Genomic DNA, 21,948 nt, shown 5'->3' with positions numbered 1-21,948 from the left:
AATATCCGCGCGTGCACGAACAACCGGGAATAGTAGAACACGTTCTTGTGGAGTCCCATTCGCCGTGCAAGGCTGTCCGAATGGATCTGGAAGCCGTCGAATCCGTGCGCAGGCTCAAATACCGCTACTTCCGCACACTCGACCTCAAACTCTGGGACGAATTCGCCGACACGCTCACCGAAGACGCTCGGGCCGAGTACGGTACGCACGCGCTCGGCGAGCCGCTGTCCTTCCAGGGACGCCAGGCCATCACGGATTTCCTGCGCACCACAGCGGGGCCCGCCATCGTCACGGTACACATCGCACACCATCCCGAGATCACCGTCGACGGCGACACCGCCACCGGGTCATGGGCCTTCGAGGACACCGTCATCGCCACCGAATTCGGCGCACTCATCCGCGGCGCCGGCTATTACCGCGATCGTTACCGCCGCGACCCCGACGGCGTGTGGCGTATTGCGGAGACCGGATACCAGCGCATCTACGAGTCCAGCCAGTCACTGGCCGACACCCCGAGTTTCACGCTGCTGTCGAATATGTGGGACCGATCAGGTTCGGAATAAACACATTTCAGAACGCGCGGGACCTGCGAAATGTCGAGCCGGACAACCATACCGGTCGGTAGTCTTTTCTGGGCAGGAGGGTCCGGCCGTTCCTCTGGGTACTGTGAGCGATCACGGCAACGCTTGCGGCAGCGGCGTTTCCGGGGAATAGTCCGTTCGGATACCCACACGAAAGGTCCGAGGATGGCAATCAGGTTCCGGCGTCGGCCCGCGCGCGCGTTCGCGCTCAGCGCGGCCCTGTTGTCCCTGCTCGCTCCGGTCGCGGGAGCACGGGACGGCGTCGCCGACGCCTACATTCCGATCGCGGGCGAGGGCGCGGTACTGGTCGTGGACACCGCCACCGACCGGGTGCACAGCCGTATCGAGGGAGTGGGCGCGCACGCGTCGGCGGTCGTGGCCGCCCGCGACGGCCGCCATCTCTACGTGCAGGCGTTCAACGCGCCCTTCACCGGACCCGACGACATCGCGGTCATCGATCGCGCGAGCGACACCGTCACCGCACGGATCCCGATCTCGGGCACCGACGGGATGACCGAGCCGATCGCCGATCCGGTGCGCGACCGGGTGTACATCTTCACCGCGCGCCCGTCCATCGACGTCATCGACACCGAGTCGCAGACCTTGGTCGACTCGATGCCGTTGCCCGCCATCCCGTTCGCGGCCGCCATCGCCCCCGACGGCAGCCAGCTCTACACCGTCTTCGCCGATTCGACCGCCGCGGTATTCGACCCGGAGACCGGATTCCAGCTGGGCGAGCGGATCCAGATCGACGGCTCCGCGCCGTTCGCGGCGGCTGTCTCCCCCGACGGCAACACGCTGTATTCGGTGAACGCTCTCGGCGACAACGTCTCGGTGATCGACATCGCGTCCTGGAGCCGCACCGGCGCGATCGCCTTCGCCCCGGGCAGCGCTCCGGTGGCCGGAGCCATCAGCCCCGACGGGACCAGTCTGCTGGTGGCGACCGCGGGAGCGGATGCCGTGCAGGTGATCGACCTGGCCTCCGGCGAGATCACCGGCTCGATCGCGGTGGATTCGCCGATGTCGGTCGGGTTCACCGCCGACGGGACCAAGATGTACGTCGGCACCGCAGGCGCGAGCCCGCCCCCGCTGTTCGACCGCACCGTCGCCGGCTTCGACGCGGCCGCCATGCTGCAGACCTATCTGCGGTCGAACACCCGCTCCGGCGCGCTGCTGCCGTTCGACGCCGCGCAGCTCAGCCCGGCGGGCGCGCCGATCCCGCTCGGCTCGGGTGCGGCCTCGGGCGCTTTCCCGGACTGACCACACGCCGGGCCGGAGGTACCGCATCCGGGCGGAACTCTGTTTCAATGGATTGATGTGCCGGTGGCTGGCGTACGCAGGAGAGCCGATCCTCGCGGAGGACCTGCTGGTCCGCCCGGAGCATTCCCTGATCGACCAGAGCATGGAATCGCATCTCGGAGCCACCACCACCAACGGTGACGGCTTCGGCATCGGCTGGTACGGCGAGGGCGTCGAGCCCGCGCTGTTCAAGAGCATTCAGCCGGCCTGGAACGACCGCAACCTGCGCGAGATCGCCGGTCAGATACGCACGCCGTTGTTCTTCGCGCACGTCCGCGCTTCGACCGGCTCGCCGGTCCAGCGCAGCAACTGCCATCCGTTCCGGCACGGGCGCTGGCTGTGGATGCACAACGGCGCCCTGGAGGGGCATCGCGAGATGCGCCGGGACCTGATGACGGCGCTGGCGCCGGAACTGTTCCCCGAACTCGAGGGGACGACGGATTCCGAGGTCCTGTTCTATCTGGCCCTGACCTTCGGCCTCACCGACGACCCGGTCGGTGGCGTGTCCAGGGCGGTCGGGTTCGTCGAGGACGTCGGCCGCGCGCACGGGGTGGAGCATCCGGTCCAGATGACCGTCGCCACGACCGACGGCGGGACGATCTGGATCTTCCGCTACTCGACCGAACACCGGTCCCGGTCCCTGTTCTTCTCGACCGATATGGAGAAGCTGAAAGCGTTGCACCCCGAGGTCGAGGCGCTGCGACATCTCGGCGGCCTGACCAGGTTCGTGGTCTCCGAACCGCTGCGCGACCTGCCCGGCGCCTGGAACGAGGTGCCGGAATCCAGCGTGGGGGTCATCCGCGCAGGCTCCGAGGAGATGCTGCGGTTCGAGCCCGTGGCACCCGTCTGAGCCCCCGGCCGACTCCGGCCCGCGCCGGGGTCACAGATCCGGGATCGGGAGCGCGAGGTTGGGTTCGATGATGCCGCCGTCGGGCTCGATCACCTTGCCGGTCAGATACTTTCCCGCGGGCGAGACCAGGTACAGCGCGGCGGCCGCGATGTCCTCCGGCTCGCCGAGGGTGTGCAGCGGCGTCTTGCGCTCGAGCTCGCCGCGCATGCGCTCGTCGCCGGCCACGATCTCGAGCGCCGAGGTCAGGATCGCCCCCGGTGCGATGGCGTTGACGCGGATGCGCGGATTCAGATCCATGGCGGCCAGTTTCGTGTAGTGCGCGAGCGCGGCCTTGGCGGTCCCGTAGGCGGCGAACGCCCGGCCGGGCAACCTGCCCATGCTCGAGGTGATGTTGACGATCGACCCGCCGCCCGCGGTCGCCAGCATGTGCGGCACGGCGGCGCGCACCAGCGCGTGCGCGTTCGCCACATTGAAGCCGAACGCCTCCGTCATCGCTTTCGGCGTGGTATCGAGCAGCGGGTACGGCAACGCGCCGCCGACATTGTTCACCACGATGTCGAGCCTGCCGAACCGCTCGACGGCGATCCCGGCCAGGGCGGCCGCGGCCTCCGGGTCACCGAGATCGGCCGGGACCACGTGCGCCTTCCGGCCCGCCGCGGCCACCTGTTCGGCCACCTCGTCGAGCTGCTCCTTCGTGCGCGCCGCGATCACCACGTCGGCACCCGCCTCCGCGAAGGCCACGGCGATCGCGCGGCCCAAGCCGCGCCCCGCCCCCGTCACCACGGCCACCTGCCCGTCGATGCGGAACCGGTCGAGAATCATGTGCGCTCCCATCGTCGCCGCGCACCCGCGACGTGACCTCGATGACGTAATGCCGAATATAGAACGTGTTCTACCTTCGGCATCGTAGGCAGGCCCGCCGGGTGGGCACAAGGCTTCGGCGCCACGGCACGCACCTCCCCCGCGAACACCGCTGCGCACACGCGGACGGGAGTGGGCTCACCCGTCGAAACCCGATTCGGAGCCGCCGTCCGGCTCCCCCAGCAACTCGTCGAGCCCGGCGTCCAGATCCTCGAGCGTGCCGAACAGGTCGAAACCGCCCAGCAGATCGGCGAGTTCGTCGCGCACCGCCTCGATCTCCGAGATGGCCGGGTCGATCGGCGACCAAGCGACCCCGTCGCGCCACCACGGGTTCTCGTCGAGCCAGGCGAACAGGATGTCGCGCACCAATACGTGATCGGAGCTGAACAGTTCGAACCGCTCCGCGCCCGGCCCGTCGCGATACCGGAGTTCGTAGAGCCCTTCGGGCAGCATCCGCGCGCGCAGCCAGTGCTGTTCGCCACGAGCCAGTTCCAGCACGGAGCGTTCGGGGTCGCCGGGCAGGTGAGCGGGCACGCCGTCACCGGCGCGACCCGGTCCGCTGGAATCCGCAGGCATCGGGCCAGTCTGCCCCATTCTCTGCTCGGCGCCACCCCGTGCTCTCGATCGGAGCCATACGCAGATGGTCCCTCGTTACCCTCGGGACGTGATCTGGACAGCGCCCGGCATCGACAGGAACGCAGCGCCCACCGTCGCGAGTGAACGGGAGATCCTCCAGGGCTGGCTCGACCGCCACCGCGCGACACTGCTGTGGAAGTGCACCGGCCTGAGCGTCGACCAGCTCCGGCTGCGTTCCGTCCCGCCCTCCGAGCTGTCGTTGCTCGGCCTCGTGCGGCACATGAGCGAGGTCGAGCGCGGCTGGTTCCGCATCGCGGCCGCCGGCATGCCGCTGGACTACCTGTATTGCGCCGAGGACGACCCCGGCGGCGATTTCGATCACATCGGCGATGCCGACCCGCAGGCCGCGTTCGCGACCTTCCTCGCCGAGGTGGCCGCCGCGGATTCCGCCGTGGCCCCGTTGCCGCTCGATCACACCTTCGCGTTTCCCGTCGGCGGCGCCACATACAGCCTGCGCTGGGTCTACGTGCACGTGATCGAGGAGTACGCACGGCACAACGGACACGCCGACCTGCTGCGCGAGCGCATCGACGGACGCACCGGCGACTGAACCCGTCCTCGGCCGTGGCGATCTCGGGTGCCCACCCGGCGAGCGGTATCGGGCAGGCTACCGGATACCTTGGAAGTCATGACCGATGACCACGTGGCCGAGGCACTACCGACCGCCGAGCACCACGAAGGCGGATTCCGGCCGATGTGGGAACAGATGATGAAAGACGCCGACGTCAGCCGCGGCGGACCGCACCTGGGCGAAATGATCGAGCAGGTGCGCACCCTGATGGACCACGCCAGGCTGTCCAATCCCAGCGACGATCAGGCCCTCGACCTGATCGCCAAGCTCAAGGAGATCAACGCCGCGCTCGCCGAAACCGTCGTCGACGAATGGTCGGCGCCGTCGTGGACCCGGCACGAACTGCCCGCGCGCGGCAACATCACCCTGCCGCCCTATCGGGTCAAGCGCGCGAGCCGCAAGGGCGTGGAGACCGCGATCACCTTCCGCACCGTCCACCTGGGCGGCAACGCGGCCGCGCACGGCGGCCAGATGGCGGTCGGTTTCGACGAGCTGTGCGGTATGGCGGCGGCCATCCACGCCGGATCGGTGACCCGGACGGCGTCGCTGACCGTCGACTACCGGTCCATCACCCCGCTGAACACCGAACTGACGCTGCGGTCCTGGGTGGAGGACCACGAAGGCCGCAAGGTCTACGTGCGCGCCACCCTGCACGACGGGGAACGCCTGTGCGCCGAAGCGCACGGGCTGTTCATCGTCCTGCGGCCGGGCCAGGCCTGAGCAGCCCGGGCCTCAACGGCCCGGGAAGTGCGCCGCCCGGTACTCCCCGAAACGCTCGTCGACCTGTGCGGCGGTGAGCCCGTAGTCGGCGAGGGTGTACCGGTGCGCGGGACGGGCCGCGCCCGTGGTGCTCTCGCTGTGCAGGTCCCGCATGGCCGCCTCGGCTCCGGCGCTGAGTGTCATCCCGAACCGCTGGTAGATCTCGGCGATCGACGCCAGCGGATCGGCGACGAAATCGTCGTAGTAGACATCGGCGAACCGGGCCTGGTCGTAGCGCCTGCGGTCGGCCAGGAAGCGCTGCGCCCCGCGCCCCCACAGATCCAGCTGCGACTCACCCACGACCTCGCCGCGGAACTTCTCCGACCAGCCCTCACTCGCCTTCTCGTTCAGGCTGCACACCGAGGCGATGATGGTGCTCGGATCGCGATGCATCTGCACGATCAGCGCGTCCGGGTAGACCGCCATGATGGCGTCGAGGGCGAACAGGTGGCTGGGATTCTTCAACACCCAGCGCTTCTCGGCGTCGGGCAGCCCGATCAGCTGCAGATTGCGCTTGTGCCTGGCGTAGGCGGACGTCCAGTCGCGACCGCTCAACCACTGCGAATAGCCGGGCAGATAGGCCAGGCATTCGTAGGACACCGACATCGCCGACTGGCGCAGCAACTGCCAGCACTCCTCCACCTGGTCGGCCGAGATGTGGTGCATCCCCAGGAATTCGGGATGCTCCACGTGGTGGCGGGCGAAGCCCGCCTCGATGCGCTGATACACCGGGTTCTGCGCCCAGGTCTCGCGCGGCGGGCGCGGTTGCGGCATCTCGGTCAGCCACATCTGCAGACCCTGATGCGCGGGGTCGGCCTCCAGCAGGCGATGCACCGCCGTGGTGCCCGAACGCGGCAGGCCGGTGACGAAGATCGGCCGTTCGATGGCGACATCGGCATGCTCGGGATGCCGCTGCCAGGCGTTCTCGCTCAACAACCGCGCGATCAGAGCGCCGCGCAGGAAGGCCCGGTTGATCTTGTTACCGAACGGGGTCAGCTGCGCCTCACGGTGATAGGAGTCGAGCAGCACGCCAAGCCCCTCGCGATAGTCGTCCGCGCCGAAGTCGTCGAGCCCGACCACCTTGGCCGCCGAGGCGTGCAGATCCTCGACCGTCCCGACGTCATCCCTGCCGATCATGCGTCCCTGCCGATCATGTTCTGTGTGCTCCTCATCAGTGGTGGTACTCGCCCGCGTTGACGTCCAGGCACGCGCCGGTGATCGCGCGTGCCAGCGACGAGGCGAAGAAGACCACGGCGTCGGCGATCTCGTCGGGTTCGGGCAGCTTGCGCAGGTCGATGGTCGAGGCCGTCTCGGCATAGACCTCCTCGGCGGTGATGCCGCGCTGCCCGGCCAGATAGTCGAAGTACCACTTCAAGTTGTCGGCCCAGATGTAGCCGGGGGCAACGGTATTGACCCGGATGCCCTGCGGCCCGATCTCGGTGGCCAGACTCTGCGCCAGTGCGAGCAGGCTCGCCTTGGCCATCTTGTAGGGCCCGAAGGTGCGGCGGGAATGCCGCAGGACCGCCGAATTGATCATCACCACCGAGCCTTTCGACTCGGCGAGGTCCGGAATGAACTGTCTGGTCAGACGCAGCGCGGCCAGCACGTTCGTCTCGAAGCCCGCGCGCACCTGATCGATGTCGACGGTGGCCAGATCGGCCAGCGGCGGGATCGCGAACGCGTTGTTGACCACCGTGTCCACCCGGCCGAACTCCGCGCGCGTGGTGTCGACCAGCGCCTGCACCGCCACCTCGTCGGTGATGTCGGTCGGGACGACCAGCGCCCGCCTGCCCAGCGCGGTGATCTCCTCGGCCACCTTCTCCAAGCGCGAGCGCGTGCGCGCGGCCAGCACCACATCGGCGCCCGCCACGGCGCTGCGCACCGCGATCGCCTGTCCGAGTCCCGGCCCGACGCCGGAGACCACCACGACCTTGTCCGGCAACAACATCAGCCCAACATCCTCTCCGCGACCGCGACCTGACGCGCCGCGATCCGCGCGCGCCATTGCTCCGGGGTGACGCGCGCGGCGTCGTAATAGGGCAATCGGCTCGGCAGGTCGTCGAACGTCACGATCTCCACCGTCGGCCCGTCCTCGGCGGCGAGATCCCTGGACAACCGCTGCCAGCGGAACTGCAGGTACCCGCGTGCGTGCCCGGTCCGCTCGATCCAGTTGACCAGTCCGGGATCGCGCTCGCTCACGACCAGGCGGATCATGCCGTCCGGGTCCACCCCGGCCTGATCGGCGGTGAGGCTGGTCTGGTGGTTGATGTAGTCCAGCGAGATGTACCACATGCTGCCGAGCTGGAAGCCCTGATAGGGCGCGTCCGACTTGGGCACGGTGATGATCATGACCTGGTCGTCGTCGAGTTCGTAGTGGCCGACGGAGGAGAACTGGGTGGTGAGCCCGCCCGGTGTCGAGCGCGGCTCGGTCATCGTGTTGACCGGCAGCTTCAGGTAGAACCACTCGGGGAAGGCCAGGAAGGTCTTCAGCCGGGAGACCAGCATCCTGCCCGCGATCTCGTAGCGCTTGGCGAGCAGTTCGCGGGTCGGCGCGGGTGGTGCGCTGCCGACGGTGTCGACCCGCTCGATGCGCAGGCTGCCCGGCCTCTCGTTCGCCCAATCGCTGTAGACCTCGCGCACCACGAGCATGGCGGAGTCCTCGGCGAGATGCACATAGCCGGGGCCCGCGGGGCCTGGGCCCAGCCGCAGCTCGAAGCGGCCGTCGGCGTCGATGTCCAGCTCGCGGTCGTCGAAGGCGGTCTCGCTGTCGGGCACGTCGACCGGTGAATAGTTGCCGTTGAGCACCTGGAAACTCAGGTCACGGGTGGTGCCGCGGCGTCCGGTGACCACGTATTCGGCGTCGGGGCGCAGGAAGGCGTGGAAGTAGAGGGTGTCCGGATTGTCCAGGCCCATCTTCGTGTACTGGTGCGTGCTGCGGGCGAAGAACGGGAAGTCGCGGTCGTAGGCCCACGCCAGCTGCAGGCAGGCGCGCACGCTGCCCGCCAGATAGTCCAAGCCCTCCACCAGATCCTGTTCGGTCCGGATGTGCGGCGCTTCGTGGACGATCTTCTCGGCGGCGGCCATGGCCTCGGCGAACGGCTCGGTCAGCAAGAGCAATCTCCGATGATCGGTTCATATTTGTACCGGTCTGGTACATTTCGACTGAGGTCAGATTAGAACCTGTTCCAGTAGTTGTCCATGATCCACCGCATTTCCGATTCGGAGTCCCCATGACCGCCCGCCGCTCCGCCCCCGCCGTCCGAGTGGTCCGGGTGCTGGATTTCCTCGTCGAGCAGCGCGGCAAACGCTTCGGCCTGTCCGAGCTGGCCCGCGAACTCGACCTGGCAAAACCCACGGTGCTCGGAATCGTCAACGAGCTCACCGCCGCCGGCTACCTGGTGCGCGACCCGCGCCAGCACACCTACGGCCTCGGCCCCGCGCTCATCGCCGCGGGCCGCGTCGCCCAGGCGAGTTTCGCCATCTCCGCGATCGCCCGCGCCGAACTGGAGAAACTCAGCGTCGAGTACCGCACGACCTGCACCGCTTCGGCCGTCGTCGGCGATCGGATCTCGATCCTGGAGAGCACCGGCCCCGGTCTGGTGAAAGTCGGCGCCTCCTACCACTTCGCTCCTCCGGTCGGCCTGATGTACGTGCTCTGGGACCGCGACGAAGCGCTCGAGGCCTGGCTGGCCATCCCACCCGCGGTCCCGCTCGAGCAGGACGAGACGCGCCTGCGCCGGGTGGTCGCCGAATGCCGCGAGCGCGGCTACCTGGTCGAAAGCCTCACCGCGGCGGGCAGGCGCCTCTACGCCCTGCTGGCCGGCGTCGCCGACCGCGATCTACCCGCGGAGTTGCGCGAAATCGTCGGCGAACTGGTCGGCAGCCTCGGTGAGCGGGTGCACCTCGGCTCGGACCTGCGCCCTCGCGCGCATCATCCCGTCAGCCTGCTGGCCGCCCCGACCTACGACGCCGAGGGCAGACAGAACATGGTGCTGACCATGTACGTCGGCGCGTCCATCACCGGCGCCGAGATCGCTCGGCGCGGCAAGGCTCTGGTGACCGCCGCCGATGCGGTCACCGCGACCTCCGGCGGACGCAAGCCCGCGAACACCCATTGACCAATGACAGAAACGTGTTCTAGTTTTCAAGGGTGAGCCAGCACGCGAAGTCGACGGCGAACACCTACGAGCTGTCCCACCCGGACATGCTCGAGGCCGAGTCGGCGCATATCTTCCGGGAAGTCGCCGCGACCTTCGAACGTCCCGTGCTGCTGTTCTCCGGCGGCAAGGATTCGGTGGTCATGCTGCACCTGGCGGCCAAGGCGTTCTGGCCGGCGCCACTGCCGTTCCCGGTGCTGCACATCGACACCGGGCACAATTTCGACGAGGTGATCGAGTTCCGCGACCGGACCGTCGAACGTCTCGGCCTGCGCCTGATCGTCGCCCGGGTGCAGGACGACATCGACGCGGGCCGGGTCACCGAGGAGAGCGGTCCGCGCGCGTCCCGCAACCGCCTGCAGACCACCACCCTGCTGCGCGCCATTCGCGAGGGCGGTTTCGACGCGGTGTTCGGCGGGGCGCGTCGCGACGAGGAGAAGGCACGCGCCAAGGAGCGGGTGTTCAGTTTCCGCGACGCCGAGGGCCAGTGGGATCCGCGGGCGCAACGTCCCGAGCTGTGGAACCTCTACAACGGCAGGCACCGGCGCGGCGAGCACATCCGCGTCTTCCCGCTGTCGAACTGGACCGAACTCGACATCTGGACCTATATCGCCGCCGAGGGCATCGACCTGCCCGCGCTGTACTACGCGCATCGCAGGCCCGTGGTCCGCCGCGACGGAATGCTGCTGGCGCACACCCGTTTCCTGCACCTGGCGGACGGCGAAGAGCCCACCGAGGCGACCGTGCGGTTCCGCACCGTCGGCGATGCCACCTGCACCGGCTGTGTGGAGTCCACCGCGGCCACCCCCGAAGAGGTGGTCACCGAGGTCGCCACTACCCGGGTCACCGAACGCGGCGCGACCCGCGCCGACGACCGCGTCTCCGAGGCGGGCATGGAAGATCGCAAGCGGGAAGGGTACTTCTGATGTCCGCCACCACTCTGTTGCGACTGGCCACCGCGGGCAGCGTCGACGACGGCAAGTCCACGCTCATCGGCAGGCTGCTCTACGACTCCAAGGCCATCTTCCTCGACCAGCTCGACGCCGTGGAGCGCACCAGCCGGGCGCGCGGCGACGAGCACACCGATCTAGCGTTGCTCACCGACGGCCTGCGCGCCGAACGCGAGCAGGGCATCACCATCGACGTCGCGCACCGTTACTTCGCCACTCCGGCGAGAACTTTCATCATCGCCGACACCCCAGGCCACATCCAGTACACCCGCAATATGGTCACCGGCGCCTCCACCGCCGACGTGGCGCTGATCCTCGTGGACGCCCGCACGGGCGTGATCGAGCAGACCCGCCGCCACGCCTTCCTGGCGAGCCTGCTCGGCGTCTCGCACCTCGTGCTGTGCGTGAACAAGATGGACCTGGTCGACTGGTCCGGCGAGCGCTTCGCCGAGATCCGCGAGGAATTCGCCGGCTTCGCCACCAAACTCGACGTCTCGGACCTGGCCTTCATCCCGGTCTCGGCCCTACAGGGCGACAATGTCGTGCATCGCGGCGCGAACATGCCGTGGTACGAGGGCACGCCGCTGCTGCACCATCTCGAACAGGTGCACATCGCCTCGGACCGCAATCTCATCGACGCGCGCTTCCCGGTGCAGTACGTGACCCGCAGCCACGCCAGAGACTTCCGCGGCTACGCGGGCACCGTCGCGGGCGGGGTCTTCAAGCCGGGCGACGAGGTGATGGTGCTGCCCTCGGGCCTGTCCACCACGGTCGCCGCCATCTGGGGGCCCGGCGGCACGCCGATCGGCCAGGCCTTCCCACCCCAGGCGGTCACCCTGCAACTCGCCGATCACCTCGACATCTCCCGGGGCGACCTGATCTGCCGCCCCGCCAACCGCCCGCAAGCCGGCCGCGACATCGACGCCATGGTCTGCTGGTTCGCCGACGACGCCCGGCTGACCCCCGGCGCCCGCTATACCCTGCAGCACACCACCCGCACCGTCCCGGCCGAGATCCGCAGCCTGGACTACCGCCTCGACATCAACACCCTGCACCGCGACGACTCCGCGGAATCGCTGTCGCTCAACGAGATCGGCCGCGTCCAGATCCACACCCGCAGGCCGCTGCTGTTCGACCCCTACCGCCGCCTGCGCGCCACCGGCAGCTTCCTGCTGGTCGACGACACCACCGGCGCGACCGTCGCGGGCGGCATGATCAACGGTCCCACCCTGCCCGCCACCCAGGTCGTGTGGCACGCCACCGCCGTCGGCCGCCAGGAGCGCGCCACCCGCGGCGCCACCGTCTGGCTCACCGGGCTCTCCGGCTCCGGAAAGTCCACCGTCGCGGTGGAATTGGAGCGCCGTCTGGTCGCCGAAGGCCGTCCCGCCTTCCTCCTCGACGGCGACAACCTGCGCCACGGGTTGAATGCCGACCTCGGCTTCTCCGCCGCCGACCGCGCCGAGAACGTCCGCCGCGTCGGCGAAGTCGCCCGGCTCTTCGCCGACGCGGGCGTCATCGCCGTCGTCTCGCTCATCAGCCCCTACCGCGCGGACCGCGACCGGGCCCGCGCCGTCCACGAAGCCGCAGGCCTGCCCTTCCTCGAGGTCTTCGTGGACACGCCGCTCGAGATCTGCGAGGCCCGCGACCCGAAGGGCATGTACGCCAAGGCCCGTGCCGGCGAGATCCGCGGCTTCACCGGCGTGGACGATCCCTACGAAGCGCCCGAGCACCCGGCGCTCGTGCTGCGGCCCGAGGACGGCGATCCGGGGGCGATGGCACGGGCGATCCTCGCCCTGCTCGAGGACATCTCGTGAGCTGATCCGCGGCCTCCGGGCAGTTCGATGCGCCGAGTGGGTGAGCAGGCCGAGCCGTGCTCTATGCTGTGCCGCGATGATCACCGGGACGGCCGCACGCCGCGCACGGATCGGCGACCCGGCGGGCTCGGCGGACACATCGACCACGACAGGAGCCGGCATGCCCACCGAGACATTCGAGATCCCCACGGCCGACGGCGTCGCCGACGCTTTCGCCGCGTTTCCCGACGACGGCAGGGCGCATCCCGGGGTGCTGGTGTACACCGACATCTTCGGTATCCGGCCGGTGATCGAGGAGATGGCCCGTGAGCTGGCCGGACACGGGTACTACGTGCTCGTGCCGAATGTCTTCTACCGGCACGGGTCGGCCCCGGTGGTCGAGCTTCCCGAGCACATCGGGCAGGAGGCGCGGCCCGGCCTCGTCGCCCGGCTGCGGCCGTTGCTGGAGGCGCACACCCCCGAGTTCGCACTGCGGGATGCCGACGCCTACCTCGGATTTCTCCGAGCCAGGCCCGAAGTGGCCGCCGGGCCGGTCGCGGCGATCGGGTACTGCATGGGCGCCGTGCTGGCGATGCGCACCGCTGCGGCACATCCGAGCCGGGTGGCCGCCGTCGGCGGATTCCACCCCGGCCGATTGGTCACCGACGCGCCCGACAGCCCGCACCGGCAGCTCGGCTCGCTCACCGCCCGTGTGCATCTCGGCCTCGCCGAAGGCGATCTGCCCGCCGAGATCCGCGGCGAGCTGGAGAAGGCGCTGGACGCCGCGGGTGTCGACTACGCCATCGAGACCTATCCCGGCACCGTGCACGGATTCACGATGGCCGACACGGAGGCGTTCGACCCCGAAGCCCGGCAGCGGCACTGGGATCGCCTGCTCCCCCTGCTGAGCGGCACACTCACCCGCTGAGCGGAAGCCCGATCGGGTAATCCGGACGGGGCTCGGCGCGAACTCACCGTCTCCGGCCACCGGTGGCGGCTTCTCCAGGCAGATCACCGTGATCGGCCGCTCACGGCCGGACGACGTACTTGCCGCGCACGCCGCCCGCGGCCACCGCGTGATGGGCGGCGGCGACCTCCTCCAGCGGCACCACGGCATGGACCCGGGCGGGCAGCTCGCCCTGCGCGGCCAGGACGAGCAGGTGTGCGAGTACGGCGCGATCGGGACGCACCTCCACCGTTCGCACGGTGACCTCCCGGCTGTCCGATGGCGCGAAGCCCGGCCGCACACCGACGAACAGACCGCCGTCCGCGACGAGCGCGACGCCCGCGTGCAGGAGCGCGGCGCAGTCGGCGACCGCATCCCACCCGGGGTCGGCCGCGGCGGTGAACTCCGCGCCGAGGCCGCGGACGAACCCCTCGTCCGCAGGCCTGGCCAGGCCGGTCACCTGCCAGCCTCCGGCTTGCGCGAGCGCGACGACGTACCCGCCGACCGTCCCCGCCGCGCCCGTCACCAGCAGCCGCCGACCCTCGCCGGCGCCGAGCAGGTCGACGATCTGAGCGGCGGTCACCCCGTTCAGCGCGACGGTGGCGGCGGTGGCCAGGTCGAGATCGTCGGGGATCACGGCGAGATCGGCCGCCGCCACGACGACCTGCTCGGCATGAGCGCCGTAGTCGCGGTCGAAGCCGCCACTCAGCCCGCGTCGAGGACGAACCGCTTGCCGGGATCGACCATCTTCCGCACGGTCGCGCCTTTCGAGTAGACGCCGAGCCCCGTCATGTTCCAGTGCTGCGGGCCGCGCACGAGCATGGCCATGAAGACCCCGGTGGTCGGCTCCCCCTTCGACAGCTCGAAGCGCACCAGCTCCTGATTCGTGTGGTCGTCGATCAGGCGGCAATGCGCCCGGCCGACCTGGTCGAACTTGTGGCCCGCGAAGGAGTTCACGGTGAAGACCAGAGCGTGGACCTCCGCCGGGAGCGCGCCGAGGTCGATGGCGATGACCTCGTCGTCGCCCTCGCCGTGGCCGGTCAGGTTGTCCCCGGAATGGCGGATGGCCCCGCCGTAGGCCTCCTGCTTCATGAACCAGACATTGACGAGCTTCTTCGCTCCGCGGTCGTAGGCGATCACCGAGGCGTCCAGATCGACTTGGCGCCCAGAGGTCGCCGGGTCCCACCCCAGCCCCATGCGAACACGGGTCAGCAGTGGTGCACCGCGCTTGGTCAGGGACACGGTTTCGTTCTTGCGCAGGGCGACCGGCCCCTTGTCGAGGCTCACAGTCGGCTGCCCGAATGCCGGCGCGGCCGCGGGAGACTGCGCGACCGGCTGCCGCAGGCCACTCCCCGGCGCGTGCGAGGGGTTCGGCGAGCCCATCGCCGGTGCTGGGTACGGAGTGTGCGGCGGAGGAGGTGTGGGGGTGGCTGCGTGGGGCTGGAAGAGGGGCACGCCCGCAGCCCCCGGGGGGACGGACGGTGGCGGCGCGGCGTGGCCCGGGGCGGCGGCGGGCGGCTCGTCGTCGACCGTGATACCGAAATCGGTGGCGATACCGGCCAGGCCGTCGGCATAGCCCTGGCCGACCGCCCGAACCTTCCACGCGCCCTGACGCCGATAGAGCTCGACGGCGACCAACGCGGTCTCGGCGCCGAGATCGGTCGGCGCGAAAGTGGCCAGGACGGCCCCGGTCGCGTTGTCGCTCAACGAGATCCGCAGGGACCCGGCCTGTCCCCAGTTCGCGGGGCCGGTCCCGTCGAGGCTCGCTGTGACGACGACCTTCGCGATCTCGGCGGGCACCGCGCCCGGGACGATGCGCACCGCGTCCGGCGGCAGCACGTCAACGCCGGGTGCGCTGGGCTGGTTGTAGAAGACGAAATCGGCGTCCGAGCGCACCTTTCCCGCCTCCGTCAGCAGGAGCGCGGCGACGTCCACCGCCGTCGCGGCGGACACCGCGACCCGAACCTCCCCCACCCCGATCGGCGCGTTCGCGCCCTTCATCAATTCCATCGCCTCGCCCTTTCGTTCCCGATGATCGCCCACCCGTGGACCGTTCGACCCCGCACCGGCGTCGCGTGCCCCTCACCGTAGAGGTCCGGCCGCGATCACGGCGCCCGTCCAGCCGATGAGCGCGGCTCCGGACAAGAGCAGCGTGGCGACCAGGCCACCCGCGAGCGCCTGCGCCTCGGTCCATTCGGCGACGGAGAAGCCCGTCCCGAGCTACGGGAGTGCCGCCTCGCGCTCCCGCGATGTCATCCACGCGGCGAACGCCTCGAGCCCCCAGAGCAGGCCGCCCGCCGACGCGGGCACGGCCGGGAGGAGCCGCGCTCCACCCGCCATCACGTCGCGTCGCACAGATCCCCCCTTCGGACCGAATGGCCCCGATGCTTGCCCGGGGCTGTGACACACTCGGCCCCGATAGTCGCGCCGTCCGGCGACACGGCGCGAAAGCGGACGAATGCGCCGCTGCCGCCGACCACCCACATTGGCGACACGGCGGGGGTAATGTATCAATCGCCGTCGCCACCGACCGGCCGCGAGAACCGACCACCCACGAGAGGACCAGCCGTGCGCTCCGACCTGATCTCCCGTCGCGACCTGGAGTTCCTGCTCTACGAATGGCTGCGCGCCGAGGAGTTGACCGAGCGCGAACGGTTCGCCGATCACTCGCGGGAGACCTTCGACGGCTTCCTCGATCTCTGCGAAGACCTCGCCACCCGCTACTTCGCCCCGCACAACAAGCGCAACGACGCCGAGGAGCCGACCTTCGACGGCGAGAAGGTCACCATCATCCCCGAAGTCCAAGAGGCGATCGAGGCGTTCGGCAAGGCGAATCTCGTCGGCGCGGGGATGGACGAGGCCGTCGGCGGCATGCAACTGCCCTCGATGGTGGAGGCCGCGGGCTTCAGCTGGTTCCAGGCCGCGAACGTGGGCACCGCGGCGTATCCCTTCCTCACCATCGGCAATGCCAACCTGCTCGCCACCCACGGCACCGCCGATCAGGTGGAGCGGTTCGTCAAGCCGATGGTCGAGGGCCGGTTCACCGGGACGATGTGCCTGTCGGAGCCGCAGGCCGGGTCGTCGCTGGCCGACATCGTGACCCGCGCCGAGCCCCGCGCGGACGGCACCTACCGGATCTTCGGCGCCAAGATGTGGATCTCCGGCGGCGAACACGACCTCACCGAGAACATCGTGCACCTGGTGCTGGCCAAGATCCCCGGCGGACCGGCGGGCACCAGAGGCATCTCACTGTTCGTGGTGCCCAAGTACCTCGTCGAGGCGGACGGCTCGCTGGGCGAGCGCAACGACGTGAATCTCGCCGGGCTCAACCACAAGATGGGCTACCGCGGCACCGTCAACACCGCGCTCAATTTCGGCGAGGGCAGGCACACTCCGGGCGGCGAGGCGGGCGCGGTCGGCTACCTGATCGGCGAACCGCACCGCGGCCTGTCGTACATGTTCCACATGATGAACGAGGCCCGCCTCGGCGTGGGCTTGGGCGCCACCGCGCTCGGCTACACCGGCTACCTCAAGTCGCTGCGCTACGCCCGCGAACGCACCCAGGGCCGCCCGGTCACCGCGAAAGACCCTGCCGCGCCGCAGATCCCGATCATCGAACACGCCGATGTCAAGCGCATGCTGCTGGCCCAGAAGTCCTATGTCGAAGGCGCGCTGGCGCTGCTGCTCTACTGCCACCGCCTCGTCGACCTCGCCAAGACCGCGGCGAGCCCCGAGGCCGCGCGCGAGCACACCCTGCTGCTGGAGATCCTGACCGGCGTCGCCAAGAGCTGGCCCTCCCAGTGGTGCCGCGAGGCCAACGACCTCGCCATCCAGGTCCACGGCGGCTACGGCTACACCCGCGAGTACGACGTCGAACAGCACTACCGCGACAACCGCCTCAACCCCATCCACGAGGGCACCCACGGCATCCAGGGCATGGACCTGCTGGGTCGCAAGGTGATCCAGCACGACGGGGCATCACTGAAGCTGCTCGACCGGCGCGTGACCGCCACGATCGCCGCGGCCCGCGAACTCGGCGACGAGCCCGCCGCACTCGCCGCCGCGCTCGAATCCTCCTGGCAACGCCTGCTCGCCGTCACCATGACGGTCCTGACCGCGGGCGACCCGGCCGTCACCATGGCCAACTCCACCGCCTACCTGGAAGCCTTCGGCCACATCGTCGTCGCCTGGATCTGGCTCGAACAGGCTGTCGCCGCGCACGGCCGCGACGGCGACTTCTACGCGGGCAAGGCGGCCGCCGCCCGCTACTTCTTCCGCTACGAACTCCCCCGCACCGGCCCCCAGCTCGACCTGCTGGCCTCCCTCGACCGCACCACCCTGGAGATGGACGACGCCTGGTTCTGAGCTGATCAACGACGCACATCGAGGACTGTCATCGCCCGGCCTTGCGCCGTCAGCAGTCCTCTTTGCGCGGTGCCTCACGCAACTCGGCGAAACCCCTCCGAATGCTTTCGATCGACGGGGAAGGCCACGGGACCGGATCGTCATCGAGTCGTAGTTCGACGGAGTCCTTCGCCTCGCAGATCAAGCGCCCGTCCACTCGCCGGCAGATCAACCCCCGCCATCCCCCGTTGCCAGTGCGGCCCCAACGTAGCAAGCTGGCGGGCAACCAATCCTCGCCGACGCTCACTCGGCACGGAGTCCACCGGGGCGGGCACTTCTCACGATCCAAGCAAACCGGACATGCGATCCAGGCATCGGGCACACGCCTGAACAAACGCCTTCCGGCACACCCATCGCCCCCACAGATCCGAGACAGACCACGCTCGAGCTTCAGCAGCGGGCACCCGTCTGTGTACGTGAGTCCACCGTCTCGCCGAGGATCGTGATAGACGACTCGAGGGTCGGCGCCACCTCGGTACTCCATGAACACCACTACGCGTTGACGCACATACTGCTCCCATATCGCCAGGCGGGTTCAGAAGATCCATCGAGGAGGATATTCCTGAATTGCACTTCACGCCAGCCTATTTCACGCTCCAATCGATAGCCATCACTCTCAAACGGCTGCACGGCTGGGACATCTCCACCGCAGGCGGACAGGAACCCGTCATCTACGAACGGCGGCTCGACCAGCAGGCTGGACGCGGTGGAGCTCGCCTACTTCACCGCCGGACGGACCAGGGAATGAGTCCCCACCTCCGGCCACGACCATGGCGAGCTGTGAGCGACGCGCGAGCCCCTCTGACAGGCCGACGCCGGGCTGTCCTGACACCGCAAGACAACGATGAGCAGTGCCACGAGCCCGGACATAGGATGTGCCGGTGCTCGCCATGCTCTTGTCGTTCGCCGTCGCCGCGGTGCTCCTGGTGGTGTTGCCCGGTCCGGACACCCTGGTCGTCGTTCGGGGGCTGGTCCGCGGTGGGCGGCGGGAGGGCCTGCTCACCTCGGCGGGCGTGCTGTGCGGGCTGCTGGTGTGGATCGCCGCCGCCGTCCTCGGGCTGTCGGCGCTGCTCCAGGCCAGCGAGATCGGGTACGAGGCGCTGAAACTCGTCGGCGGTTGCTATCTGATCTGGGTCGGCGTGCAGTCGCTGCGTTCGCTGCTCACCACCGCCCCGCAGCTCACCGACCCCGTCGGGAGCCCCGCGCCCAGCCGCTCGGGCGGGTTCGGCGCCGGGTTCCTCACCGACATCCTCAATCCGAAGATCGGCGTGCTGTTCATCAGTCTGCTGCCCGGCTTCGTCCCGGACGGCTACCCCGTCGCCTGGACCACCTTCGGGCTGGGCTTGTTCTACGTCGCCCTGACCGCGATCTACTGCGCCACTCTCGTGATCGCCTCCGGCACGATCGCGGGCTGGATGCAGACACCGCGAATCCGTCGCCGGATCGACGGGCTCACCGGCCTGGTGCTCGTCGGCTTCGGCGTGCGACTCGCCACCGAGGCCTGAACGAGGCCGACTGCGGGCGCCGCGCCCCGACGAGGAGCCGTGAGCACCTGGGCACCCGTGTCCGCGGCGTGTAATACCCCGGCGCTCCACGCGATCGACCGTATGTCGGATCGTGAGGGGAGCGCGCAGTGCACAGCCCAAGGAGTTGGAAGTTCTGGCTGCAGCCGTTGGCCGGCCTGGCAGTAGCACTCGCGCTGATCGCCGCCGGGACGGCGCTGTTCTCCGTCGGCGAGCCCACCGAGGACGTACCCCCCGCCCGGATCAGCGAGGCGCCGTGGACGGTGCCGTTGAGCACGCCGCGCTGGCCGGGCAACGGGAACTGATGTCCCGCCGTGCCGGTAATCGCGCCCGCGCAGCGGATGTCGTGCAGCACAGCGTGATCCGTCCGCCGACAGTGGGCAGTGAACGCCCGCGCGCGGGTATCGGCAAGCATGCAATACTTCGGCCTTCATGCGATTGATCGCGTGTCGGATCGTGAGGGGAGCGCGCAGTGGACAACCCACGGAGCTGGGCATTCTGGCGGCAGCCGTTGATCAGCCTGGCAGCGGGGCTCGCGCTGGTCCCCGTCTTGATGGTGGTGCTGATCTTCGCCGTCGACCCGACCGCGGATGTGTCGCCCGGGCAGATCAGCGTGGCACCGTGGACGGTTCCGCTCAGCACCACGCATCGGCCGGGCGACGGGAACTGATACCGCGTCGTCACGGCATTCCGCGTCCGGGGGCCAGCCGTGCGGCGAGGAAGTTCAGTATCTCGTCGCGGGCGGCGAGAGTCGGCTCGCCCGCGGCGTCGATCAGGTGCGCCGTCACGACGCTGTGCGGACTCGCCACCACCTCCGCGAAGAAGGGCGGCGGTGTGGGGTCGGCCGCGCTGTCGGGGAGCACCGTGCCGACGAATCGGTCGCCGAGCGCGGACCGATAGGCGGCGAAACGCTCGGCGCGACACCACTTGTCGCCGGCGAACCGGTACGAGAGCACGGTCAGGTCGTCGCGGTCGAGTCGTTCTCGCACCGCCTCGAGGTCCTCGGGCGCGATCTCGAGGCCGGTGGGGTCGTCGATCGGCAGGGAGGGTTGGCAGAGCACCGGCGCGAGGACCGACGCCTCGAGCATCATGGTCAGGGCGAAGTTGCCGGTGAAGCACATGCCGATGGCCCCGGCGCCGGGGCCGCCGCACTCCTGGTGCGCGGCGGCGGCCAGGGCGCGCAACCATCGTGTGACGGGGCTGGTCCGGTTGGCGCCGAACGCACGGAACTCGGCGCTGACACACGCGCGCCGCATCACCGCCGCGCCTTCCTCGGCGGCGGGTACCGCACCGTCGCGGCCGAACAGGGACGGCAGGTACACGGTGAACCCGGCGTCCCGAACCCAGCGCGCGAAACGGGCGACGTGAGGGCTGATGCCGGGCATCTCCGGCATCACGACGACGGCCGGACCCGAGCCGGAGACGAGTACCACCTTCGTCACCGAGTCGAAGGTGAGGTGACGGCGCTCGAAATCGTCGAGCGGATCGTCCTCGGTCAGCGCGCGAGTTGCCATGGCGGATAGTCCTGTTCGTCGGGTGGCTCGGGTGAACAGGCTCGATCCTCGCGGCCGGGGGCACGGTGCGGCAGGGGCGCGATCGCCACCTTTCGTGGGGATCCGGCCACCGCGTCGCTCGGCCCTCAGCGTGTGCGGAACCGGCGGCGGTAGTCGCCGAGCCCCATGCCGACGCGATCGGAGAACAGTCGGCGCAACGTGCTCGGGTCCTGATACCCGACGCGTCGCGGGATCTCGCCGATCGGCACATCGGTGTCGGTCAGGAGTCGTTTGGCCGCGCCGATCCGCGCCTGTTGCAGGAAGTGCAGCGGTGAACAGCCGGTCTCCTCGGCATAGCGCCGCAGCACCGTCCTGGTGCTGACGTGCAACGCCTCTGCCAGCCGGGAGAGGCTGTAGGGCTCGGCCAGGTGATCGACCAGCCAGTGCTGGACCGCGATCGCGAACGGCCCCGCGGTCGTCTGCACCATGGACTCGACCACGTACGGCGCCTGGCTGGTCCGGTTCTCCGCCACCAGGGTGATGCGTGCGGCGGCCCGCGCGACGTCGGCGCCGAGATGGTCCCGCACGATGCTGGTCGCGAGGTCGAGTGACGCGGTGAACGCGGCGGTGGTGGTGATGTGCTCGTCGGTGACGATCAGCGACTCCGCGCACACCGTCGACCGCGGATACCGCCTGGCCAGTGCCGAGGCGAACAGCCAGGACGTGGTGCACCGTCGCTCGTTCAGCAGACCGGCCTCACCCAGCAGGAAGGCGCCGACGCACACCGAGGCGATCCGGGTGCGGCGGCGCCCCGCGGTGCGCAGAAAGGCGATCTCGCGGCCGCGGTCGCCGAGCCGGGCGTCCAGGTCGGCGGCGGGCGTGAGCTCGAACCCTGGTACCACGAGCAGATCGAAACGGTCATGCCATGCGCTCGCCCCGATCGTGAACCCGCCCGCTGCGGCCACCGGCTCCGGCGACGCGGCGACCACCGACGTCCGGAACAGATCGGCGGGAGCGGCGCCGTTGCCGCTGGCGACATGATTGGCGATGCGCAGAAAATCGGAGACTGCGAATACTTCGGAGGCGAAACAGCCCTCGTAGGCCAGAATTGCGATCCGCACAGCA

General features: G+C 69.4%; 22 protein-coding genes. 13 read left to right on the top strand and 9 right to left on the bottom strand.

Going from position 1 to position 21,948, the window contains the following annotated elements:
* Nucleotides 1-80 precede the first annotated feature (80 nt).
* The 3 genes from ON26_RS12140 to ON26_RS12130 all read left to right on the top strand — a co-directional run bounded on the left by ON26_RS12140 (nt 81) and on the right by ON26_RS12130 (nt 2,730).
* Nucleotides 81-563: a nuclear transport factor 2 family protein gene (locus ON26_RS12140; protein ID WP_040796170.1), complete on the top strand. Its 483-nt coding sequence runs from the start codon at nt 81-83 to the stop codon at nt 561-563.
* Between the two features lie 183 nt (nt 564-746).
* On the top strand, nt 747-1,841 hold the full coding sequence (locus ON26_RS12135) for a YncE family protein (RefSeq protein ID WP_040796169.1): 1,095 nt from the start codon (nt 747-749) through the stop codon (nt 1,839-1,841).
* A gap of 55 nt (nt 1,842-1,896) precedes the next feature.
* Nucleotides 1,897-2,730 (top strand): class II glutamine amidotransferase, encoded by an 834-nt coding sequence (locus ON26_RS12130; RefSeq protein WP_174375396.1) that lies wholly within the window; start codon nt 1,897-1,899, stop codon nt 2,728-2,730.
* A 30-nt stretch (nt 2,731-2,760) separates the two neighbouring features.
* Here ON26_RS12130 and ON26_RS12125 read toward each other — a convergent pair whose 3' ends face one another.
* Together ON26_RS12125 and ON26_RS12120 are read right to left on the bottom strand one after the other, a co-directional pair.
* On the bottom strand, nt 2,761-3,552 hold the full coding sequence (locus ON26_RS12125; protein WP_040796217.1) for an SDR family oxidoreductase: 792 nt from the start codon (nt 3,550-3,552) through the stop codon (nt 2,761-2,763).
* 177 nt (nt 3,553-3,729) lie between these two features.
* On the bottom strand, nt 3,730-4,167 hold the full coding sequence (locus ON26_RS12120; RefSeq protein ID WP_040796168.1) for a hypothetical protein: 438 nt from the start codon (nt 4,165-4,167) through the stop codon (nt 3,730-3,732).
* Between the two features lie 88 nt (nt 4,168-4,255).
* Here ON26_RS12120 and ON26_RS12115 point away from each other — a divergent pair, with 88 nt between their 5' ends.
* Both ON26_RS12115 and ON26_RS12110 read left to right on the top strand, forming a co-directional pair.
* On the top strand, nt 4,256-4,777 hold the full coding sequence (locus tag ON26_RS12115; protein WP_040796167.1) for a DinB family protein: 522 nt from the start codon (nt 4,256-4,258) through the stop codon (nt 4,775-4,777).
* Between the two features lie 78 nt (nt 4,778-4,855).
* On the top strand, nt 4,856-5,518 hold the full coding sequence (locus ON26_RS12110; RefSeq protein WP_040796166.1) for a PaaI family thioesterase: 663 nt from the start codon (nt 4,856-4,858) through the stop codon (nt 5,516-5,518).
* Between the two features lie 12 nt (nt 5,519-5,530).
* Here the strand turns inward: ON26_RS12110 and ON26_RS12105 are convergent, their stop codons facing one another.
* From ON26_RS12105 to ON26_RS12095, 3 genes are read right to left on the bottom strand one after another with little or no spacing between them, the layout of a single operon-like run.
* Nucleotides 5,531-6,694, bottom strand: a complete 1,164-nt coding sequence (locus ON26_RS12105; protein ID WP_040796165.1) for a sulfotransferase family protein — start codon at nt 6,692-6,694, stop codon at nt 5,531-5,533.
* A gap of 34 nt (nt 6,695-6,728) precedes the next feature.
* The gene (locus ON26_RS12100) at nt 6,729-7,505 is read right to left on the bottom strand and encodes an SDR family oxidoreductase (protein WP_040796164.1); all 777 of its coding nucleotides are present in this window, start codon (nt 7,503-7,505) and stop codon (nt 6,729-6,731) included.
* Nucleotides 7,505-8,668 carry a hypothetical protein gene (locus ON26_RS12095; protein WP_040796163.1) on the bottom strand — a complete coding sequence of 388 codons (1,164 nt, stop codon included), beginning with the start codon at nt 8,666-8,668 and terminating at the stop codon, nt 7,505-7,507. Before ON26_RS12095 ends, ON26_RS12100 begins: the two co-directional genes overlap by 1 nt.
* Nucleotides 8,669-8,787: 119 nt before the next feature.
* On the opposite strand from ON26_RS12095, the gene ON26_RS12090 reads away from it, so the two are divergent.
* The 4 genes from ON26_RS12090 (at nt 8,788) to ON26_RS12075 (ending at nt 13,385) form a co-directional block, all read left to right on the top strand.
* On the top strand, nt 8,788-9,675 hold the full coding sequence (locus tag ON26_RS12090; RefSeq protein WP_040796162.1) for a helix-turn-helix domain-containing protein: 888 nt from the start codon (nt 8,788-8,790) through the stop codon (nt 9,673-9,675).
* 32 nt (nt 9,676-9,707) lie between these two features.
* A complete protein-coding gene (gene cysD, locus ON26_RS12085) occupies nt 9,708-10,640 on the top strand; it encodes a sulfate adenylyltransferase subunit CysD (protein ID WP_040796161.1) in 933 nt (310 codons plus the stop codon).
* Nucleotides 10,640-12,478, top strand: coding sequence for an adenylyl-sulfate kinase (gene cysC / locus ON26_RS12080; protein ID WP_040796160.1), 1,839 nt, complete (start codon nt 10,640-10,642; stop codon nt 12,476-12,478). The genes cysD and cysC overlap by 1 nt, the downstream gene beginning before the upstream one ends.
* Nucleotides 12,479-12,638: 160 nt before the next feature.
* Nucleotides 12,639-13,385 (top strand): dienelactone hydrolase family protein, encoded by a 747-nt coding sequence (locus ON26_RS12075; RefSeq protein WP_040796216.1) that lies wholly within the window; start codon nt 12,639-12,641, stop codon nt 13,383-13,385.
* Between the two features lie 100 nt (nt 13,386-13,485).
* Here the strand turns inward: ON26_RS12075 and ON26_RS12070 are convergent, their stop codons facing one another.
* Entirely contained in the window at nt 13,486-14,061 is a 576-nt protein-coding gene (locus ON26_RS12070; protein WP_051026973.1) for a zinc-binding dehydrogenase, read from the bottom strand.
* 47 nt (nt 14,062-14,108) lie between these two features.
* On the bottom strand, nt 14,109-15,446 hold the full coding sequence (locus tag ON26_RS12065) for a TerD family protein (RefSeq protein WP_218000570.1): 1,338 nt from the start codon (nt 15,444-15,446) through the stop codon (nt 14,109-14,111).
* A 525-nt stretch (nt 15,447-15,971) separates the two neighbouring features.
* Between ON26_RS12065 and ON26_RS12060 the strand changes: the two genes are divergently transcribed.
* From ON26_RS12060 to ON26_RS12045, 4 genes are all read left to right on the top strand, one after another.
* Entirely contained in the window at nt 15,972-17,768 is a 1,797-nt protein-coding gene (locus ON26_RS12060) for an acyl-CoA dehydrogenase (RefSeq protein WP_040796159.1), read from the top strand.
* A gap of 920 nt (nt 17,769-18,688) precedes the next feature.
* Nucleotides 18,689-19,312 carry a LysE family translocator gene (locus ON26_RS12055; RefSeq protein ID WP_040796213.1) on the top strand — a complete coding sequence of 208 codons (624 nt, stop codon included), beginning with the start codon at nt 18,689-18,691 and terminating at the stop codon, nt 19,310-19,312.
* A gap of 128 nt (nt 19,313-19,440) precedes the next feature.
* Complete coding sequence (locus tag ON26_RS12050) at nt 19,441-19,635, top strand: hypothetical protein (RefSeq protein WP_040796158.1); 195 nt, start codon at nt 19,441-19,443, stop codon at nt 19,633-19,635.
* Nucleotides 19,636-19,802: 167 nt separating this feature from the next.
* Nucleotides 19,803-20,000 carry a hypothetical protein gene (locus ON26_RS12045; protein ID WP_040796157.1) on the top strand — a complete coding sequence of 66 codons (198 nt, stop codon included), beginning with the start codon at nt 19,803-19,805 and terminating at the stop codon, nt 19,998-20,000.
* Nucleotides 20,001-20,010: 10 nt separating this feature from the next.
* Here ON26_RS12045 and ON26_RS12040 read toward each other — a convergent pair whose 3' ends face one another.
* Nucleotides 20,011-20,844: a dienelactone hydrolase family protein gene (locus tag ON26_RS12040; protein ID WP_040796156.1), complete on the bottom strand. Its 834-nt coding sequence runs from the start codon at nt 20,842-20,844 to the stop codon at nt 20,011-20,013.
* Between the two features lie 125 nt (nt 20,845-20,969).
* A complete protein-coding gene (locus tag ON26_RS12035; protein ID WP_040796155.1) occupies nt 20,970-21,944 on the bottom strand; it encodes a GlxA family transcriptional regulator in 975 nt (324 codons plus the stop codon).
* Nucleotides 21,945-21,948: the final 4 nt, after the last annotated feature.

Origin of the sequence: Nocardia higoensis NBRC 100133, from assembly GCF_000308595.1 — a bacterium.
GTDB lineage: Bacteria > Actinomycetota > Actinomycetes > Mycobacteriales > Mycobacteriaceae > Nocardia > Nocardia higoensis.
Note: the sequence above shows the minus strand (reverse complement) of the source record. Positions and strands in the feature narration are given on the sequence as shown.

Coding starts and splice junctions, on each gene's coding strand:
- ON26_RS12140 (WP_040796170.1), top strand. CDS start 81: ATGGATCTGGAAGCCGTCGAATCCGTGCGCAGGCTCAAATACCGCTAC.
- ON26_RS12135 (WP_040796169.1), top strand. CDS start 747: ATGGCAATCAGGTTCCGGCGTCGGCCCGCGCGCGCGTTCGCGCTCAGC.
- ON26_RS12130 (WP_174375396.1), top strand. CDS start 1,897: ATGTGCCGGTGGCTGGCGTACGCAGGAGAGCCGATCCTCGCGGAGGAC.
- ON26_RS12125 (WP_040796217.1), bottom strand. CDS start 3,552: ATGATTCTCGACCGGTTCCGCATCGACGGGCAGGTGGCCGTGGTGACG.
- ON26_RS12120 (WP_040796168.1), bottom strand. CDS start 4,167: ATGCCTGCGGATTCCAGCGGACCGGGTCGCGCCGGTGACGGCGTGCCC.
- ON26_RS12110 (WP_040796166.1), top strand. CDS start 4,856: ATGACCGATGACCACGTGGCCGAGGCACTACCGACCGCCGAGCACCAC.
- ON26_RS12105 (WP_040796165.1), bottom strand. CDS start 6,694: ATGATCGGCAGGGATGACGTCGGGACGGTCGAGGATCTGCACGCCTCG.
- ON26_RS12100 (WP_040796164.1), bottom strand. CDS start 7,505: ATGTTGTTGCCGGACAAGGTCGTGGTGGTCTCCGGCGTCGGGCCGGGA.
- ON26_RS12090 (WP_040796162.1), top strand. CDS start 8,788: ATGACCGCCCGCCGCTCCGCCCCCGCCGTCCGAGTGGTCCGGGTGCTG.
- cysC (WP_040796160.1), top strand. CDS start 10,640: ATGTCCGCCACCACTCTGTTGCGACTGGCCACCGCGGGCAGCGTCGAC.
- ON26_RS12075 (WP_040796216.1), top strand. CDS start 12,639: ATGCCCACCGAGACATTCGAGATCCCCACGGCCGACGGCGTCGCCGAC.
- ON26_RS12040 (WP_040796156.1), bottom strand. CDS start 20,844: ATGGCAACTCGCGCGCTGACCGAGGACGATCCGCTCGACGATTTCGAG.